The following is a 17,019-nucleotide window of genomic DNA, read 5'->3' on the forward strand; positions in this document are numbered from 1 at the left end:
CAGCGCCGGCGAGGCGACCGGGGAGCCGCCCGGGGCGGCTACCGCGGGCGGGCGGCGTCCAGCCGCGCGGCAGCGAGGCGCTCGGCGGCGGCGAGCGTTGTGATGCCTTGCTCGCGGGCATCCGTGAAGATCTGCGCGACGACATCGCCGATCGCGGCGACCCGCTCGGTCACGACGGCCCGGTCGGCGTTCGGCTCCGAGGCCAGGGCCAGGTAGATGACGCCGCCGGCGTTCACAACGAAGTCGGGTGCCCAGAGGATGCCCCGCGCGTCCAGCTGGGCGGCACCCTCCGGCTGGGCGAGCTGGTTGTTGGCGGCCCCGACCACCCCGAGCACATTGAGTTCACCGATCACCCGGGCGGTGAGCACCCCGCCGAGCCCGCAGGGCACGAACAGGTCGGCCGGCACGTGGTGCACCTCGTCGACGGGGACCCAGGTCGCGCCGAGGCCGGCGGCGACCTGCTGCTTGCCCAGGTTGACGTCGCTGACCGTGAGGCGTGCCCCGGCGGCGGCGAGCTCGCTGGCAAGGCGGCCGCCGACCTGGCCGAGGCCGGAGATGACGATGTGCCGGCCGGACACCTCGCGGCTGCCGAACAGGGCGTCGAGGGTGGCGAGCACGCTGGCGTAGACGCCGGCCGCGGTCGCGTCGGCCGGTTCGCCCACGCCCCCGCTGGCGGCCGGGAGACCGCAGACGTGGTCGGTGCGTTCCTTCACGATGGCCATCGACTCGGCGTTCGTGCCGACGTCCTCGGCCGTCATGTACGCGCCGTCCAGACTTTCGATGGCGTCGCCGAGGTCGAGCATGACGTCACGCCGCTCCGCCTCGCTCAACTCGGTGCCGAGCGGCACGTGGATCACGGACTTGCCGCCGCCCAGGTTCAGCCCGGCGGCCGCGTTCTTCAGCGTCATGGCCGCGGACAGGCGCAGGGCGTCGGCGACGGCATCCGTCCAGTTCTCGTACTGCCACAGGCGGGCGCCGCCGAGGGCCTGGCCGAGCCGGGTGGAGTGCACGGCCACGGTGATCACGAGGCCCGAACGGATGCCGGTGGTGATCAACACGCGCTCGTGCGTGAATGGGAGGCCGATCAGGGCATCCAGCGAGGTGGTGGGGTGCGTGAGCGTCATGGGGTGGTTCTCCTCGCTGGTCGGCCTTGTGGGCTGGCTGTGCCGCCGCGATCGTGACGCGTCGACTGCACCAGAATAGCCGCGCGACTCCCCGACTGCGCGTCGTGACCGGCGGCGCGTCAGCGCTTCTCGGCCGGACCCTCCTGCACGGGGATGGTCGCGGTGAACTCGGCCGCCCGCGCCTTGGCGTTCTCGTCGCCGGAGAACAGCCCGATGGGCGCGGTGACGGGGTGGGCCGACGGCGCGGCGCGCGCGGGAACCTCCGCACGCGGGGGTTCACGCCGCAGTTCCATCCGTCCCACCGGCAGTGCCTCGGGGTTGTGCGTATTGAGCCAGTCGATCAGGTTCTCGCGCACGAGGCAGCGGAGGTCGAACAGGGTGGGAGCGTCGGCGGCGGAGACCAGCACGCGCACGCGCACGAAGCCGCCCAGGGCATCCGTCACCTGGAGTACGACCACGCGGCCGTCCCAGAGCTCGGTCTGCGCGACGATGCGGTCGAGTTCCACGCGCATGCCGGCGGGGTCGACACGCCAGTCGAGGTCGAACTCGACCGCGCCGAGCAACTCGCTGTTGTGCCGGGTCCAGTTCTGGAACGGGTTGGTGGTGAAGTAGGTCGACGGCAGCACCATGCGGCGGTCGTCCCAGATGTGCACGACCACGTAGGTGAGGGTGATCTCCTCGATCTTGCCCCACTCGGTCTCGACGATGACCACGTCGTCGACCCGCAGGGCATTGTTGAAGGCCAGCTGGATGCCGGCGAACACGTTCGCGAGAGTGGACTGCGCGGCCAGGCCGGCCACGACGCTGAGCAGACCGGCTGAGGCGAACAGGCTCGCGCCCAGGGTCGCGGCGCCGGGGATACTGAGCAGCACTGCCCCGATCGCGCAGATGACGATCACGACGACGCCGATGCGCCGCAGCATCCGCAGCTGGGTACGCACCCTTCTCGCGACGCGGTTGTCGCGCACGTCGATGCGGTAGCGGGCGGCCGCCACCTCCTCGAAGAAGTAGAGCAGCGCGCAGACCAGCCAGGTGGACGCGGCGATGAAGAGGGCCCGGAAGAAGAAGTCGACCAGTCGTTCGATCCCCTCGGAGGTCTGCAGGAACAGCGTGTGAACGGTCCAGATCGCGCCCACCAGCAGCGTCAACCGGAACGGCACCCTGACCAGGCCGACCAGCGTGCGCGCCCAGGCTTCCTTCCGGCCCACCACCCGGAAGACCAGGGCGACGATCGCCGTGATCGCCACCGCGGCCACGACCGCGACCGCCAGGGCGACGAGGTAGCCGGTCTGGATGAATCCCTCGAGGTCTGGCACGGCGTTCCTTCCTGCCGGGACGGGTCTGGCGAAGCCACGGTTCCTTCAATCGTGCCAGATTCCGTGGCCGCACCGGGGCTGCCCCGATGAACGCCTAGTGGAAGAAGTGGCGCTCCCCGGTGAAGTACATGCTGACGCCGGCATCCGCGGCCGCCTGGATGACCTCGGCGTCGCGCACGGAGCCGCCGGGCTGCACAACAGCGGTGACGCCCGCGTCGAGCAACACCTGCAGGCCGTCCGCGAACGGAAAGAACGCGTCCGAGGCCGCGACCGAGCCGGCCGCCCGGTCGCCGGCCCGCAGCACCGCGAGGTGGCAGGAGTCGACCCGGTTGACCTGGCCCATTCCGACGCCCACGGATGCCCCGCCGCGCGCCAGCAGGATGGCGTTCGACTTCACGGAGCGGCAGGCCTTCCACGCAAACTCGAGGTCCGCCCGGGTGGCCGCGTCGACCTCGTCGCCGGCCGCGAGGGCCCAGGTCGACGAGTCGAGGTCGTCGAACGTGTCGGACTCCTGCACGAGCAGGCCGCCAGAGATCTGGCGCAGTTCGAGCGAGGATCGGTGGTAGTCAACCGGAAGCTCGAGCAGGCGGATGTTCTTCTTGGCGCTGAGCAGCTCGAACGCGGGCGGCTCGAAACCCGGGGCGACGAGCACCTCGGTGAAGATCTGACTGACGGTCTCGGCCATACCGAGGGTGACCGTGCGGTTGGCCGCGATGACGCCGCCGAACGCGGAGATCGGGTCGCAGTCGTGCGCGCGGTGGTGCGCGGAGGCGATCGCGTCGGGCGCCTTGGGGTTGGCGACGGCGATGCCGCAGGGGTTGGCGTGCTTGATGATGGCGACGGCCGGTGCGACGAAGTCGTAGGCGGCGCGCACGGCGGCATCCGCGTCGACGTAGTTGTTGTACGACATCTCCTTGCCGTGGCGCTGCACGGCCTGCGCGATGCCCTGTCCGCCCTCGCCGAGGTAGAGGGCCGCGGCCTGGTGCGAGTTCTCGCCGTAGCGGAGCACCGCACTGCGGGTGGCCTCGATGACAAGGGTCTCGGGAAACGGCATCTCCTCGGAGAGGGCGTCGCCGATCACGGCGTCGAACTCCTCGAGGATCTCCTCGTCGAGGGCCGCTGCGTCGTCCTGCCACTGGTCGTAGACGTTCTCCGTGAACCAGGCGGAGACGCTCAGGTCGTAGCCGGCGGTGTGCTCGAAGGCGAGCGAGGCCAGCTTCTGGCGCAGCGTCAGCGGGGTGCCGCCGGCCTCGACGGCTGCGATGATCTCGTCGTAGTTGTCGGGGTCCACCACGATGGCGACGTTGGCGTGGTTCTTGGCCGCGGCGCGCACGAGGGCCGGGCCGCCGATGTCGATCTGCTCGATCACGTCGGCCGGGACCGCACTCGACAGGGCGGTCTCGACAAACGGGTACAGGTTCACGACGACGAGCTGGAATGCGGCGATGCCGAGGTCGGCGAGCTGCGCCTCGTGCGCCTCGAGGCGCAGGTCGGCGAGGATACCGGCGTGCACTCCCGGGTGCAGGGTCTTGACCCGGCCGTCGAGGGATTCGGGGAAGCCGGTGACGGCGGAGACATCCGTCACGTCGTGGCCGGCGGCGCGGATGAAGGCGGCCGTTGAACCGGTCGATACGATTTCGACGCCGGTCGCCGCGAGAGCTGCGGCCAGTTCGACCAGACCCGTCTTGTCGCTCACCGAGATGAGGGCGCGCTGCACGGGCACGACGTCGCGGTGGCGGTACAGGCTCGGGGCGTTAGTGGGACCGCTCATATGTGGGGATGCTCCTTGAGATCGACGTGTCCGTTGGCGATATCGAGCACGGCCTGCACCAGCAGGCGACGCTCGACGATTTTGATGCGGTCGTGCAGGGATGCCTGGGTGTCACCGTGCAGCACCGGCACCCGTTCCTGCGCGATGATCGGTCCGTCGTCGACGCCGGTGTCAACCACGATCAGGCTGGCGCCGCTTTCGGCGACCCCGGCGGCGAGCGCGTCACGCACCCCGTGCGTCCCGGGGAATTCGGGCAGGTAGGCCGGATGCGTGTTGAGCAGGTTCGGGGTCAGCGCCGCCACCACCCGGGGCGGCAGCAGGCGCATGAAGCCGCTGAGCACGATGAGGTCGGCGTCCCACTGCTGGATCTGCGCGAGGAGCTCGTCGCCCCAGGCCTCCCGGGACGGATGCGACGTGTACGGCACCGTGAACGTGGAGATGCCGTATTCCTCGCCGAGCACGAGCCCGTCGGCGTCCCGGTCGGAGCCGATGGCCACCACGCGGGCCGGGTATTCGGCGTCGCGGCAGGCCTCGAGCAGGGAGCGAAGGTTGGATCCCCCGCCGGAGATCAGTACGACCAAGTTCAGCACGGGAGAAGCCTACCGGCGAGGGAGCGCGTCGCGCAGCCGGCCGAGGAGACGACCGACCCCGGTATCCCCACTGCGCGCCGCACGTGAAGCGGTTGCCGGCTTCGTGCCCGGCTTCGTTCCCGGCTTCGTTCCCGGCATTTCGCCCGTCGCACCGCGCCCGGAGCCGTTCGCGCCGACCGTGGGCGCGGGAGTCAGGAGACCGAGGCAGGCCGCGATGCCGACCTCGAGCGCGACCAACGCCCCGACCAGCAGCGGGTTCGGGCCGACCTCGACAAGACGGCCCGGGCCGAGAGCTCCGCCCGACCACCAGGCCAGCAGCCCGAGAAGCACACCGGCGACGAACCCGGTGCCGAGGCCAGTGAGGAGCCGTTCCGAGATGGAAGGAGGGACATCCGCGGTCGCCCGCTGCCTCAGGATGACGGCGGCGAGGAAACCGACCAGCAGCGGCACGAGCAGGCCGACAAACCCGAATGCCAGGCTGCCCTGCGGCAGCACGCCGAGGATCGGCAGGCCCGGTACGGCGCCGAGCGAGGTGCCGACCGGGGACACGCTGGTGCCCACGCCCACCGCGATGCCGGGTCCGGCAAACCAGGCCGCGGCCCAGATGACCAGGTTCGGGATCAGCGAAAGCTGCAGGAGTGTGAGCGCGATGCCGCCCAGGACGCCGGCCTGCACGGTCTCGTAGAGTCCGATGATGGTGGCGTAGCTGGTTAGGATCAGCACGAAAACGGTGATCCCGGAGACGCAGAGGATACCGGCGGCCGCGGCCGTTCCGCTCCGCAGCGCCGCGGCGGCGCCCGCGCGCACCGCGACCGGGAGCAGGCCGGCTGCGGCGCCCATGTTGCTGGTGTTGCTGCTGGTGTTGCTGGTGTTGCTGGTGTTGCTGGTGCCATTGAGGCCGTGGACGCTCTTGCCGGCGCTGCTGCCGGCGCCGGAACCGCTGACGCTGGCGACGTTGCCGGCGCTGTCGGCACTGCTGCCGGTTGCGCCGCGGCCCGCGCCCCGGACGACTCCCGGGAGGCGGCCGGGCAGGCCGGGGATGCTGCCGATCAGGCGGTCCAGCTGACCCTGGCCGGCGCCGATCAGAACGCCGGCGGCGAAGATGAGCGGAGGCAGAACCAGACCCTGTACCGTCTGGGGGCGCACGGCATCCGTGCCGGCCGACAGCACGAGCAGAGCGGTCAGCAGCGCGTAACCGGCGATGGCGCCCGTCACCCCTACCCAGCGGTAGGGGGTTTCCGCCGCCCGGCGGCCGGTGCGCAAGCCGAAGAGCACGGCCATCAGCGCGAAGCCCAGCAGTGCGATCGTGATCGGGAACGCGGCGTCCGAGCCGGGCAGGTTCAGGGCGGCGACGAGGGTCGGGTCGAGTTGGACGACCAGGTCGACGCCGTTGCCGACGAGCCAGACGTCGACCGCGGCACGCCAGAACACGAGCCAGTTGACGGCCATGTCGAACCGCGTGGCCCACAGAACCGTGAGCGGAACGAGCGCGATGCCGACCCCGATGGCTACGACAATGAGCGCGTCGAGCGCGGCAAGCAGGGCGGTCGTTAAGCGTTTCATCCGATCGGAGCCTACCGTTTCCGCCGCCCCGGCTCCCCTGCCCCCCGCCGCGCGCTGACGAATTCGACGGAGATTTTGCTCGATCCAGGCTGGAACAGATATTTCGGTCCGGTTCTGACCAAAATCTCCGTCGAATTCGTTCGGGCCCCGGGCACGGCAGAGGCAGGGCGGCAGAGGCACGGCAGGCGGCAGGCACAGGCACGGCAGGCGGCAGGCAGAGGCACGGCAGGCAGGCTCGCCGGCCGCGGCCGACAACGCGACAGGGCCCGCCTGGTGAGGCGGGCCCTGTCGTTCGGTGCTTGTGCAGCGATGCCGGTTACAGCGCCGCGAGAACCTCACGCAGCAGGGTGGCGGTCGCGCTCGGCGTCTTGCCGACCTTGACCCCGGCGGCCTCGAGGGCCTCCTTCTTGCCCTGGGCGGTTCCGGCCCCGTTGGAGACGATGGCGCCGGCGTGGCCCATGGTCTTGCCCTCGGGGGCGGTGAAGCCGGCTACGTAGCCGACAACGGGCTTGGTGACGTGGGCCTTGATGTACTCTGCCGCCTTCTCCTCGGCGTCGCCGCCGATCTCTCCGATCATGACGATGGCGAGCGTCTCGGGGTCAGCCTCGAACGCCTCGAGCGCGTCGATGTGCGTTGTGCCGATGATGGGATCGCCGCCGATGCCGATGGCGGTGGAGAAGCCTAGGTCGCGCAGTTCGTACATCATCTGGTAGGTCAGGGTGCCCGACTTGGAGACGAGGCCGACCGGGCCCTTGCCGGTGATGTTCGCCGGCGTGATGCCCACGAGCGCCTCACCGGGGGTGATGATGCCGGGGCAGTTCGGACCGATGATGCGGGTCTTGTTGCCCTTGGCGTTGTTGTAGGCCCAGAACTCGGCCGAGTCCTGCACGGGCACACCCTCGGTGATGATGACGAGCAGCGGGATGCCGGCGTCGATGGCTTCGATGACGGCGTCCTTGGTGAAGGCCGGCGGCACGAACGCGATGGAGACATCCGCGCCCGTCTTTTCGATCGCCTCGGCAACCGTGCCGAACACGGGCAGCTCAACGCTGCCGTGCACGACGGTGGTGCCGGCCTTGCGAGCATTCACGCCGCCGACGACCTGGGTGCCGGCCCTCAGCATGAGGGCGGTGTGCTTGGTGCCCTCACCGCCGGTGATGCCCTGCACGATGACCTTGGAGTCCTTGTTGAGGAAGATTGACATGTTCGAAAATCCTTTACTTCGCGGCGTGGGCGAGTTCGGCGGCCTTGGCGGCACCCTCGTCCATGGTGGCGGCCAGTGTGACGAGCGGGTGGTTGGCCTCGGTGAGGATGCGACGGCCTTCCTCGACGTTGTTGCCGTCGAGGCGCACAACGAGCGGCTTGTTGGCGGCGCTGCCCAGTTCGGCGAGCGCGCCCACGATGCCCTTGGCCACAGCGTCACAGGCGGTGATGCCGCCGAAGACGTTGACGAACACGGCCTTGACCTGCGGGTCACCGAGGATGACGTCGAGACCGGCGGCCATGACCTCGGCGGATGCTCCGCCCCCGATATCGAGGAAGTTGGCAGGCTTGACGCCGCCGTGGTTTTCGCCGGCGTAGGCGACGACGTCCAGGGTGCTCATCACGAGTCCGGCGCCGTTGCCGATGATGCCCACTTCGCCGTCGAGCTTGACGTAGTTGAGGTCGTTCTCCTTGGCCTTCGCCTCGAGCGGGTCGGCAGCGGCCGCATCCTCGAGGAGGGCGTGCCTCGGGTGGCGGAAGCCGGCGTTTTCGTCGATCGTGACCTTGCCGTCGAGGGCGATGACGTCGCCCTCTTCGGTCAGCACGAGCGGGTTGACCTCGACCAGGGTCGCGTCTTCACCGGTGAATACGTTGTAGAGCTGCACGAAGACGGGTGCGACCTTGTCGACGAGGTCGGCCGGGAACTTCGCGTCGACCGCGATCTGACGGGCCGTGTTCAGGTCGATCCCGGCAATCGGGTCGATGGCCGTGTAGGCGAGCGCTTCGGGCTTCTCGACAGCGAGAACCTCGATCTCCACGCCACCCTCGTAGCTCGCGAGCGAGAGGTAGGAGCGGTTGGTGCGGTCCAGCAGCACGGAGAAGTAGAACTCCTGCGCAATACGGGCTCCGCCGGCCACCATGACCCGGTTGACGGTGTGGCCCTTGATGTCGAGTCCGAGGATGGCGCGCCCGGCGGCTTCAGCGTCGTCGGGGGTCTTCGCCACCTTCACGCCGCCGGCTTTGCCGCGGCCGCCGACCTTGACCTGGGCCTTGACGACAACAACGCCGCCCAACTTCTCGGCCGCGGTGCGCACCTCCTCCGGAGTGTCCGCGATGATGCCCGGCAGAACCGGGACTCCATACTGTTCAAACAGGTCTCGTGCCTGATATTCGTAAAGATCCACGCTGCTCTTCCAATCCGCGTCGTAGCGTTCCTGCAAGGTCTTGAGGGGCAAGGGCACGGATGCCCGCGCCGCAGATAGCTCGACATCAAGACATACGTACCATTTGAAACTCTATCGGTCCCCGCCGACATCGCGAACACGCCGTGCGCCGCACGTCGGTTGCCGTGAAGTTGCCGCCGTGAGGCAAGCCAGTCCTTGCTGGCGCGGCACGCATCCGCCTGCTTGGATTCAGTCATGACTGAACCCGAACACGGCGTCGATCCCCACTCCGCCGACCATGCCTCGCGCCTGAACTGGCTGCGGGCCGGCGTGCTCGGAGCCAACGACGGCATCGTGTCGGTTGCGGCCCTGGTGGTCGGCGTCGCGGCGGCGACCACGGATGCCTCGGCGATCCTGATCGCGGGTGTCGCCGCCCTGCTCGCCGGCGCGATCTCGATGGCCCTGGGCGAGTACGTCTCGGTGAGCAGCCAGCGCGACACCGAGCGCGCCCTGATCGCCAAGGAGACCTGGGAACTCGAGAACATGCCCGAGCAGGAGCTCGCCGAACTGGCCGACCTTTACCAGGCAAAGGGGCTCACCCCCCGGACGTCGAAGCAGGTGGCCCTCGAGCTGACCGCGCACGACGCCCTCGCCGCGCACCTCGAGGTGGAACTCCACATCGGCGCCGACGAGCTGTCGAACCCGTGGCACGCCGCCTACGCCTCCGCCATCGCGTTTACGGTCGGTGCGAGCCTGCCGCTGCTGGCGGTGCTGCTGCCGCCGCCGGAGTGGCGCCTGCCGGCCACTTTCCTCGCCGTCGCGATCGCCCTGGTCATCACCGGCTGGCTGAGCTCCTACCTCGGCGGCAGTCCGAAAACCCGCGCGATCTCCCGGGTGCTCGTTGGCGGCCTGCTCGCGCTCGGAGTCACCTGGGCGATCGGCTCCCTGCTCGGCACCGCGGTCTGATCGGCACCGCGGCCGGATCGGCAACGCGGTCTGACCCTCCGGGCCCCCGTAGGCTGGAAGCATGGCAATCCAGCAGAGCAGTCGGTCCAGTCTCCTCCTCGCGGCGGGACTCGACGCCGCCCTGGTGCTGGTCTTCGTGCTGATCGGCCGGGCCAGCCACCAAGAGGATATTCTCGGCACCCTGATCACCGGGCTGCCCTTCCTTGGCGGTCTCCTCGTGGGCTGGCTCATCATGCGCGCCTGGCGCAGCCCGCAAAAGATCGTCTGGACAGGCACCGGAATCTGGCTCTTCGCCGTCGGCGTCGGGATGCTGCTGCGCACCGTGAGCGGGCAGGGAACGGAATTCAGCTTCGTCGTCGTGGCGACCGTCGTGCTCGGGGTGTTCCTGCTCGGCTGGCGCGGGCTCGCGGTGCTCCTCCGCCACCGGTAGGCTCGCACCCGCGCCGTCGCGTAGCCGCTCCGTCGCACGTACGCTCGCCGAACGGTGAGCAGAGCTCCTCTCCCCACGGGCCACAGGGTTGAGGAGCCGAACTCACGGCTCGGCGAGTCTCTCGAGTACGCGGCGCTTCAGCGTCTCCGGCCTGAACGAATTCGACGGAGATTTTGCCAGAAACGGCCCTGATTACCCTCGAAAAGCCGTTTTTCAGGAGAATCTCCGTCGAATTGGTTCGCCGCGGGCACGGCGCTCCTCCGGGGGTGAACGGCGCCACGCGGTGCGGTCGGCTCTGATCTTCCGAGAGCGACAGAACCAATCGGTTTGACGAGGCCGGCTACTCCCGGGTCCGGGCTCGCCGGGCTCCTCGGTTCCCCGGTCGTCGTCCTCGTCGTCAAGCTCAACCGGGCGCTGGTCGGCGTCGATCATCCACACCGCATCTCCGTGCTCGGCGAGCGGCACATCCTTGTCGAGGGTCAGTTCGATGTCATCGATCTCGCGGTCTTCGTCGAGTCCGTCGCTCGTCGCATCCGCTCGCCGCGGCCAGAGTCCCTCCGGGTCGCTCGCCATGATGACACCTCCAGCTTGATGGGAGCCGCCCCGTTTGGGCATCCCCGCGGCGGCAACGCTACGCTCCCGAGCCGCAAGCGACAAGGAAGGGCATCCAGGCAGGGCGACAGGCCCCGCGCCCGCGAGCCCGGTCAGGCCGACGCTGCCCGCAGGCCCGACGCTGCCCGCAGGCCCGACGCTGCCCGCAGGCCTGGCGTGGCCAGCAGCGAACCGTCGCGCAGCACCGCCAGCACATCGATCGGGAAAGCCTCCGTGCTGCGGTCCAGTGCCGCCTGCCCGCCGGCGACGATGGCCGTGGCCAGCACATCCGCGGTCACGATGTCCCGGGCGAAGACGGTGACCTGGCGGTAGGGCGACACCCCGCCATCGACGGTGGTCCAGATGTGGTCGCCGCGCTCCGCGCTGCCCGAGGTGGCCACGGCCCGCACCGGCAGGGTCAGCGGCACCGTGGCGAGCAGGGTTCCTCGGTCCAGAGGGTCGACGATCCCGGCCGACCAGCCGAGGCCGGGCGCCCGGTCACCGCCGACGAGGATGTCCCCGCCTGCGTTGAGCGACCAGCCCCGGGCTCCGATTCGGTTCAGCAGGTCTCCGGCCTCCGCGATCGCGAGGCTCTTGACGATGCCGGACAGGTCGATGGCGCCGTCGGCGCGGTGCGGGGTGAAGACCCCGTCGGTGCGGCCCCGCCACGCCAGGGCGAGCGCGTAGCAGTCGCGGAGTTCGTGCCCGGCCTGGGTGAGCCGCAGCTCGCCACGGTTGACGCGGCTGAGCTCCGACCCCTCCCGGTGCAGGCTGAAGCGTTCGTTCCAGCCTCGGAACACCTCCACGACCGCGTTCCGGGCAGCAGCCAGGCGGGCGTCGTCGTGCGGGGCGGCGCCGTCACCGAGACGGATGCTGATGACGGTCCCCATGCTCAGGGCCGTGATCGCCGTGTGACCGGCCACCGCGCTACAACTGTGCGGCATCGAGGGCTGCCTGGAGCGAACGGAGGTACCCCTGGGTCGTGTACGTCGCGCCGCTGACGTTCGCCACGTTGGCGGACTGCGCGGCGAGCACCTCGTCCCGCAGGATCGGGGCCGCCCGGTTGCTGATCTGGACCGACTTCCGGTCGTCATTGGTCAGCTGCAGCGGGGTGACCATGGTGATCGTGCCGTTGTCGATGGTCACCGACACCTGCATCGGGCCGAACCGGGTCTGCACGGCTGAGCCCTCGAACGTGCCGGTGACGCTGGTGGGCGCGAGCGCCTCGGCGACAGGTGCCGACGCGTCGATCGTGGTCGTCGCACCGCCCGTGCCACCACCCGTCGAGGACACGCCCGTCGTTTCGTTGGACGGCGGCCTCGTCAGGGTCGTCGTCAGCGTGGCCTGCAGGGATTGCACGGCGGGGGCTCCGACGAGCCAACCCACCGACAGAACGGAAACGGAAGCCAGGGCGGCCGCAGCCGCTGCTCGAATTCTCACCAGTCAAACCTTTCGAAATGAATCTGTCGCGGGGGAAGGCCGGCCGAGCGGGCATCCCGCACGACCTCATCAGTCCACCGCCGTGGACCACAGACATACACGTCCGCGTCACGCAGCCGCGGCACCAGGGTCAGCAGGTTCACCGGGCCCGCCACCGCGTCGGCGGGCAGCCAACTCCCCACACCCGGCGGCCGCTTCCCCACGATGACGCGGAACTCCGCACCCCGCGCCCGGCACAACTCGGCGAGTTCGTCGGCCAGGTAGCTGTCTGCGAGCGTGTGGGAGCGCAGGATGACCGTGGCCTGCCCGGGCAGGAAACTCGCCGTCTCCAACAGGGAGCGGATCGGGGCGACGCCGATACCGGCGGCCACGAGCACGATCCGCGGTGACGTTCTGGCCCGGTCGGTGAACAGTCCGTATGGGCCCTCGACGCTCACCCGGGTGCCCCGGCGCAGGCCGCCGAGCGCGGCAGAGGCGTCGCCAAGGGAGCGCACCGTGATGCGCAGGGAGTTGCCGGTGGGCGCGGCCGAGAGGGAGAACGGATGCGCCTGCCACCAGAGCCCGGGAGTCCAGAACCGCCAGATGAAGAACTGCCCGGCGTCGGCCTGAAGCCGGGCCAGGCGGTGGCCGGACACACGGATCGAGACGACGCCGTCGGCGACCCGGTCGACGCCCTCCACCCGCAGCCGGGCCCTCAGCGAGCGGACGACCGGCAGGATGACCCGGAAGACGAGGATCGAGCCGGCCACCCCCACGTACAGGGCCAGCCAGTAAAACCACTGCGGCGAGCCGGCGACCAGGAGGGCCCCGACGGTGAGCTGGTGCGGCAGCGACGCCAGCACGGCCACGTAGGAGAGCAGGTGCACGATGTGCCACACCTCGTACGGCAGGCGGTGCCGAACGATCACGATCGAGCTGACGACCACCAGCACCAGGAGTCCGAGGCCGATGACGGCCAGGAGCATGTCCGGCAGCACGGTCAGCATGCGCCACACCTCGGCGACGACGCTGATCTCGCCGGCCAGCGCGTAGCCCACGATCAAAAGCCCGGCGTGCGCGAGGATCAGGGAGAGCGCCGGCTTACCGAGCGACTGGTGCAGGGCCATCGCACCGTCGTGGCCGAAGGCCCGGTCGATGGCGGGCAACCGTGCGGCCAGCAGCATCATGATCAGGAGCAGGTCTGTGCCGATCAGTCCGGCCAGCACGCCGAGGGAGGTGAGCACGTCTGCGGGGGTGGCGAAGCGGGCAGCGCCGCCATCGGCCAGGAACAGGGCGATGACGAGGGCGACGGAGACGGTACAGAGAACCTGCAGGGTGTCAGCCAGCCGCATCCGTTGCCGGTATTCGGGGCGCACGCGCGGCGCGGGAGCAGTGCGCCGACGCGGCGGGGTGGTGCGGGTGTCGATGCTCATGCGAAGAGCCTCGCGAGCGTACCAATCGACGGGCTATCGAAAAGCTGGGAGCAACCTGTGCAGTTCCTAAGCGTTCAGGGGTGGACGCTTTCCACCGAGCCGACGCGAATGCTGCCGGGCGAGGCCGCGCGCCGCGAGCACGATCAGCACCGCGACCACGCCGCCGAGCGCGGTTTCCACCACCCGGTCGACCAGCAGCGTCGGCACGGCGACCGGGTCGGCCAGGTGATCCACGGTCAGCGCCAATGGCGTGACGAACAGCAGGGCGGCGCCGTAGTGCCTGCCGATCAGGATTTCCGCGCCGAACTGGCCGATCGCGATCACCGCGATCAGCACCCAGACGGATGGCCCGGGCAGCAGCACGAGGGCGGTCACCGCCACTCCGAGCGCGGTACCGATGATGCGGTGCACCGCCCGGGAGATGGAATGCGCGGCACGGGGCGGCGGGAGCACGGCGACCACGCTCACCACTGCCCGGTAGGGGTGCCCGATGCTCACGAAGAGGGCGAGCCCGCCGGCCAGCAGCACGCCGACCTGGTGCTGCAGGATGGTGAGCCACACCTGGACGTCGCGGAACGCGGCCGGTCGCAGCAGCGGCGTGCGCGGCAGCTCCTTGAACAGGTCGCCGGAGCGGTCTCCGACCAGGCGCCGAAACGCCCAGCCGGACATGGTGAGCAGCCAGGCCAGCGCGGCGCTCGTCACTGCCACCAACAGGCGCGGCAGCATCTCGTCGACCGGCGCGGGCACCTGCGCACAGACCAGGTAGGCGAAGACGAAGAAGATCGGCGTGCCGGGGAACAAGCCATACGTCGATGCCAGCAGGATCCCCGCCGTGATCACGAGCAGGAGCCCGAGCACCAGGGCCGGCAGGGTTGCCTCGGCCACGCTCATCACGAGCCCAGCGGCGACGCTGACCAGCAGGAAGGCCGCGGCGCGCCGGGACCCGCGGCACGCGGCTCCACCACTAGAGCTTCTCGATCGGCGCGATCTTGATCAGAAGCTTCTTTGCGCCCGCCGTGTCGAACTGGACGTGCGCGATGCGCTTGGTGCCGTCACCGGTGACCTGGTTGACGCGGCCGTCGCCGAAATCGACGTGACGGATGCGGTCGCCCTGCATCAGGGTGAGGTCACCGTTGTCGCGCACCTGGCTCGGCACCCGGCTGGCCCATTCGGTCTTCTTCTTCGGCGCGGGCGGCAGCGCCTGCGGGTCACCGCGCCCCGCGAACCCGCCGCCGAAGCCGTCGCGTCTCGCGTTCAGCGCCCGGGGCTGGGTGCCGCCGCGGGAGTTCGCCATGCCCGGGGACTGCTTCCAGTCGATCAGGTCGACGGGGATCTCCTGCAGGTAGCGGCTGGGCATGGCCACGTTGATGTCGCCGAACTGGGCCCGGGTCATCGCCAGGGAGAGGTAGAGCCTCTGGCGGGCTCGGGTGATGCCCACGTAGAACAGGCGCCGCTCCTCGGCGGGCCCACCGGGCTCGTTGGCCGACATCTGGTGCGGCAGCAGGCCCTCCTCCACGCCGGTCAGGAACACGGCCTCGTATTCGAGTCCCTTCGCCGTGTGCAGGGTCATCAGGGACACCGTTCCGGAGGCGTCGTCGAGGTCGTCGGCGGCGGCGACCAGGGACACCTGGGTGAGGAAGTCGACCAGCCCCGAGTCGGGGTTCTCCTTGTTGAAGTCCTTGGTCTGGGCGACGAGTTCCTCGATGTTCTCGGCGCGCGCCTCGTCTTGCGGGTCGCGGCTGCCTCGCAGCAGGCTGAGCAGTCCGCTGCCATCGAGCAGGAACGTTAGCAGCTCGGACACGTTCGCCGTGCCGGCCGGGTTCTCCGGGTCGAGCTTCAGCGCCGCCTCGTCGAGCAAGGTTGCCAGCTTCAGGATGGCCCCGGTCACCTTGGGGCCGAGGCCCAGCGATGCGCAGTCGCGCATCGACTGCCGGAAGCTGATCTGGTTCGCCTCCGCGAAGCTCGCCAGCGCCGTCTCGGTGGCCGGGCCGATTCCGCGCTTGGGGGTGTTCAGGATTCGACGCAGCGCCAGTTCGTCGTTCGGGTTCGCGACGGCGATCAGGTATGCCAGCGCATCCTTGATCTCAGCCCGCTCGTAGAACTTGGTGCCGCCGACGACCCGGTAGGGCACCGCGGAGCGCACCAGGATTTCTTCAAGCGCACGGGTCTGCGCGTTGGTGCGGTAGAACACGGCCATGTCGCGGTAGGCCATGCCGGCGCGGTGCAGCACCTCGATCTCGTCCGAGACGAACTGGGCCTCGTCGTGACCGGAATAGGCCGTGTAGCCCACGATCTTCTCGCCGTCGCCGCCCGCGCTCCACAGTTTCTTGTCTGTGCGGTCGAAGTTGTGGCCGATCACCGCGTTGGCGGCCGAGAGGATGTTCTGGGTCGAGCGGTAGTTCTGCTCGAGCAGGATCACCCTGGTGCCCGGAAAGTCGCGCTCGAACTCGCTGATGTTGCGGGTGTCCGCGCCGCGGAAGGCGTAGATCGACTGGTCGGAGTCGCCGACCACGGTGAGCGAGGCTCCCGGGATGCCGCCGGAGGCGTCGCGCAGGTTGCGCACGTGCACACCGGTCGCCTCCATCTCCTCGGCCAGGTCGGGCTCGACGGGACGGGTCAGCTCGCGCACCAGCGAGTACTGCGCGTGGTTGGTGTCCTGGTATTCGTCGACCAGGATGTGGCGGAACCGGCGCCGATAGAGGGCCGCGACCTTCGGGAACGCGCGGAACAGGTAGACCGTCTCGCCGATCAGGTCGTCGAAGTCGAGGGCGTTGGCCGCGCGCAGCCGGTGGGTGTACTGCCGGAAGATCTCGACGAACATGACCTCCTGAGGGTCGCTCATGTTCGCGTTGCGGGCGTAGGAGTCGGCGTCCGCGAGCTCGTTCTTGAGCTTGGAGATCTTCGCTGACGCATTACCGGGCGTGAAGCCGAGCGTATCGGCGTCGAGGGCCTTGATGATGCGCTTGAGCGTGACCTTGGTGTCGGCCGAGTCGTAGATGCTGAACGTGGCGGAGAGGCCCGCGCTTTCCGCTTCGCGGCGCAGGATGCGCACGCAGGAGGAATGGAAGGTGCTGATCCACATGCCGTCGGCCCCCTGGCCGAGGATCGCCCGCACCCGCTCCCGCATCTCCGCCGCGGCCTTGTTGGTGAAGGTGATGGCGAGGATCTGGCTCGGCCAGGCCTCGCGGCTCTCCAGCAGACTGGCGATGCGGCGGGTGAGCACGCTGGTCTTCCCAGAGCCGGCGCCCGCGATGATCAGCAGCGCCGGTCCGCGGTACAGCACGGCCTCGCGTTGCTGGGGGTTGAGCCCTTCGAGCAGTGGACTCTCTCGGTCGCGCGGAGCCGCTCCGTCCAGGATGATGGGCACCGCGGAGGGAACCTGGCGGGCGGGCGTGTGGTCCGGGTCGAAGAGGGTCGTCATATCGCTCCCAATTCTAGGTGCTGCGTCTG

General features: G+C 69.6%; 15 protein-coding genes. 2 read left to right on the forward strand and 13 right to left on the reverse strand.

All coding sequences use genetic code 11. The annotated features are described in order from the left end of the window. Positions 1–38: 38 nt before the first annotated feature. The 7 genes from CXY79_RS09510 to sucC all read right to left on the reverse strand — a co-directional run bounded on the left by CXY79_RS09510 (position 39) and on the right by sucC (position 8,751). Entirely contained in the window at positions 39–1,124 is a 1,086-nt protein-coding gene (locus CXY79_RS09510; RefSeq protein WP_104100899.1) for a Glu/Leu/Phe/Val dehydrogenase family protein, read from the reverse strand. A 119-nt stretch (positions 1,125–1,243) separates the two neighbouring features. Continuing rightward, complete coding sequence (locus CXY79_RS09515; protein WP_104100900.1) at positions 1,244–2,440, reverse strand: mechanosensitive ion channel family protein; 1,197 nt, start codon at positions 2,438–2,440, stop codon at positions 1,244–1,246. Positions 2,441–2,534: 94 nt separating this feature from the next. Continuing rightward, positions 2,535–4,211 carry a bifunctional phosphoribosylaminoimidazolecarboxamide formyltransferase/IMP cyclohydrolase gene (gene purH, locus CXY79_RS09520; protein WP_104100901.1) on the reverse strand — a complete coding sequence of 559 codons (1,677 nt, stop codon included), beginning with the start codon at positions 4,209–4,211 and terminating at the stop codon, positions 2,535–2,537. Next, positions 4,208–4,801: a phosphoribosylglycinamide formyltransferase gene (gene purN / locus CXY79_RS09525; RefSeq protein ID WP_104100902.1), complete on the reverse strand. Its 594-nt coding sequence runs from the start codon at positions 4,799–4,801 to the stop codon at positions 4,208–4,210. Before purN ends, purH begins: the two co-directional genes overlap by 4 nt. A 9-nt stretch (positions 4,802–4,810) precedes the next feature. Continuing rightward, positions 4,811–6,364 (reverse strand): DUF6350 family protein, encoded by a 1,554-nt coding sequence (locus CXY79_RS09530; RefSeq protein WP_199186753.1) that lies wholly within the window; start codon positions 6,362–6,364, stop codon positions 4,811–4,813. 316 nt (positions 6,365–6,680) lie between these two features. After that, positions 6,681–7,568, reverse strand: coding sequence for a succinate--CoA ligase subunit alpha (sucD, locus tag CXY79_RS09535; protein WP_104100903.1), 888 nt, complete (start codon positions 7,566–7,568; stop codon positions 6,681–6,683). A 13-nt stretch (positions 7,569–7,581) separates the two neighbouring features. Further along, positions 7,582–8,751, reverse strand: a complete 1,170-nt coding sequence (gene sucC, locus CXY79_RS09540) for an ADP-forming succinate--CoA ligase subunit beta (RefSeq protein ID WP_104101020.1) — start codon at positions 8,749–8,751, stop codon at positions 7,582–7,584. 234 nt (positions 8,752–8,985) lie between these two features. Between sucC and CXY79_RS09545 the strand changes: the two genes are divergently transcribed. Together CXY79_RS09545 and CXY79_RS09550 are read left to right on the forward strand one after the other, a co-directional pair. Further along, the gene (locus tag CXY79_RS09545; RefSeq protein WP_104100904.1) at positions 8,986–9,696 is read left to right on the forward strand and encodes a VIT family protein; all 711 of its coding nucleotides are present in this window, start codon (positions 8,986–8,988) and stop codon (positions 9,694–9,696) included. 61 nt (positions 9,697–9,757) lie between these two features. Continuing rightward, positions 9,758–10,126 carry a DUF3054 domain-containing protein gene (locus CXY79_RS09550; RefSeq protein ID WP_104100905.1) on the forward strand — a complete coding sequence of 123 codons (369 nt, stop codon included), beginning with the start codon at positions 9,758–9,760 and terminating at the stop codon, positions 10,124–10,126. A 213-nt stretch (positions 10,127–10,339) separates the two neighbouring features. Here the strand turns inward: CXY79_RS09550 and CXY79_RS09555 are convergent, their stop codons facing one another. The 6 genes from CXY79_RS09555 to CXY79_RS09580 form a co-directional block, all read right to left on the reverse strand. Beyond that, entirely contained in the window at positions 10,340–10,699 is a 360-nt protein-coding gene (locus CXY79_RS09555; RefSeq protein ID WP_104100906.1) for a hypothetical protein, read from the reverse strand. A gap of 131 nt (positions 10,700–10,830) precedes the next feature. Then, a complete protein-coding gene (locus CXY79_RS09560) occupies positions 10,831–11,640 on the reverse strand; it encodes an FAD:protein FMN transferase (protein ID WP_369827969.1) in 810 nt (269 codons plus the stop codon). A gap of 4 nt (positions 11,641–11,644) precedes the next feature. Next, entirely contained in the window at positions 11,645–12,157 is a 513-nt protein-coding gene (locus CXY79_RS16225; protein ID WP_166785885.1) for an FMN-binding protein, read from the reverse strand. Then, positions 12,154–13,569 carry a ferric reductase-like transmembrane domain-containing protein gene (locus CXY79_RS09570; protein WP_233191398.1) on the reverse strand — a complete coding sequence of 472 codons (1,416 nt, stop codon included), beginning with the start codon at positions 13,567–13,569 and terminating at the stop codon, positions 12,154–12,156. Before CXY79_RS09570 ends, CXY79_RS16225 begins: the two co-directional genes overlap by 4 nt. 66 nt (positions 13,570–13,635) lie before the next feature. Next, entirely contained in the window at positions 13,636–14,460 is an 825-nt protein-coding gene (locus CXY79_RS09575) for an FUSC family protein (RefSeq protein ID WP_104100908.1), read from the reverse strand. A gap of 73 nt (positions 14,461–14,533) precedes the next feature. Then, positions 14,534–16,990: an ATP-dependent helicase gene (locus CXY79_RS09580; protein WP_104100909.1), complete on the reverse strand. Its 2,457-nt coding sequence runs from the start codon at positions 16,988–16,990 to the stop codon at positions 14,534–14,536. Positions 16,991–17,019: the final 29 nt, after the last annotated feature.

The organism is Cryobacterium sp. M96, assembly GCF_002929845.1.
In the GTDB taxonomy this organism is placed as follows: Bacteria; Actinomycetota; Actinomycetes; order Actinomycetales; family Microbacteriaceae; genus Cryobacterium; species Cryobacterium sandaracinum.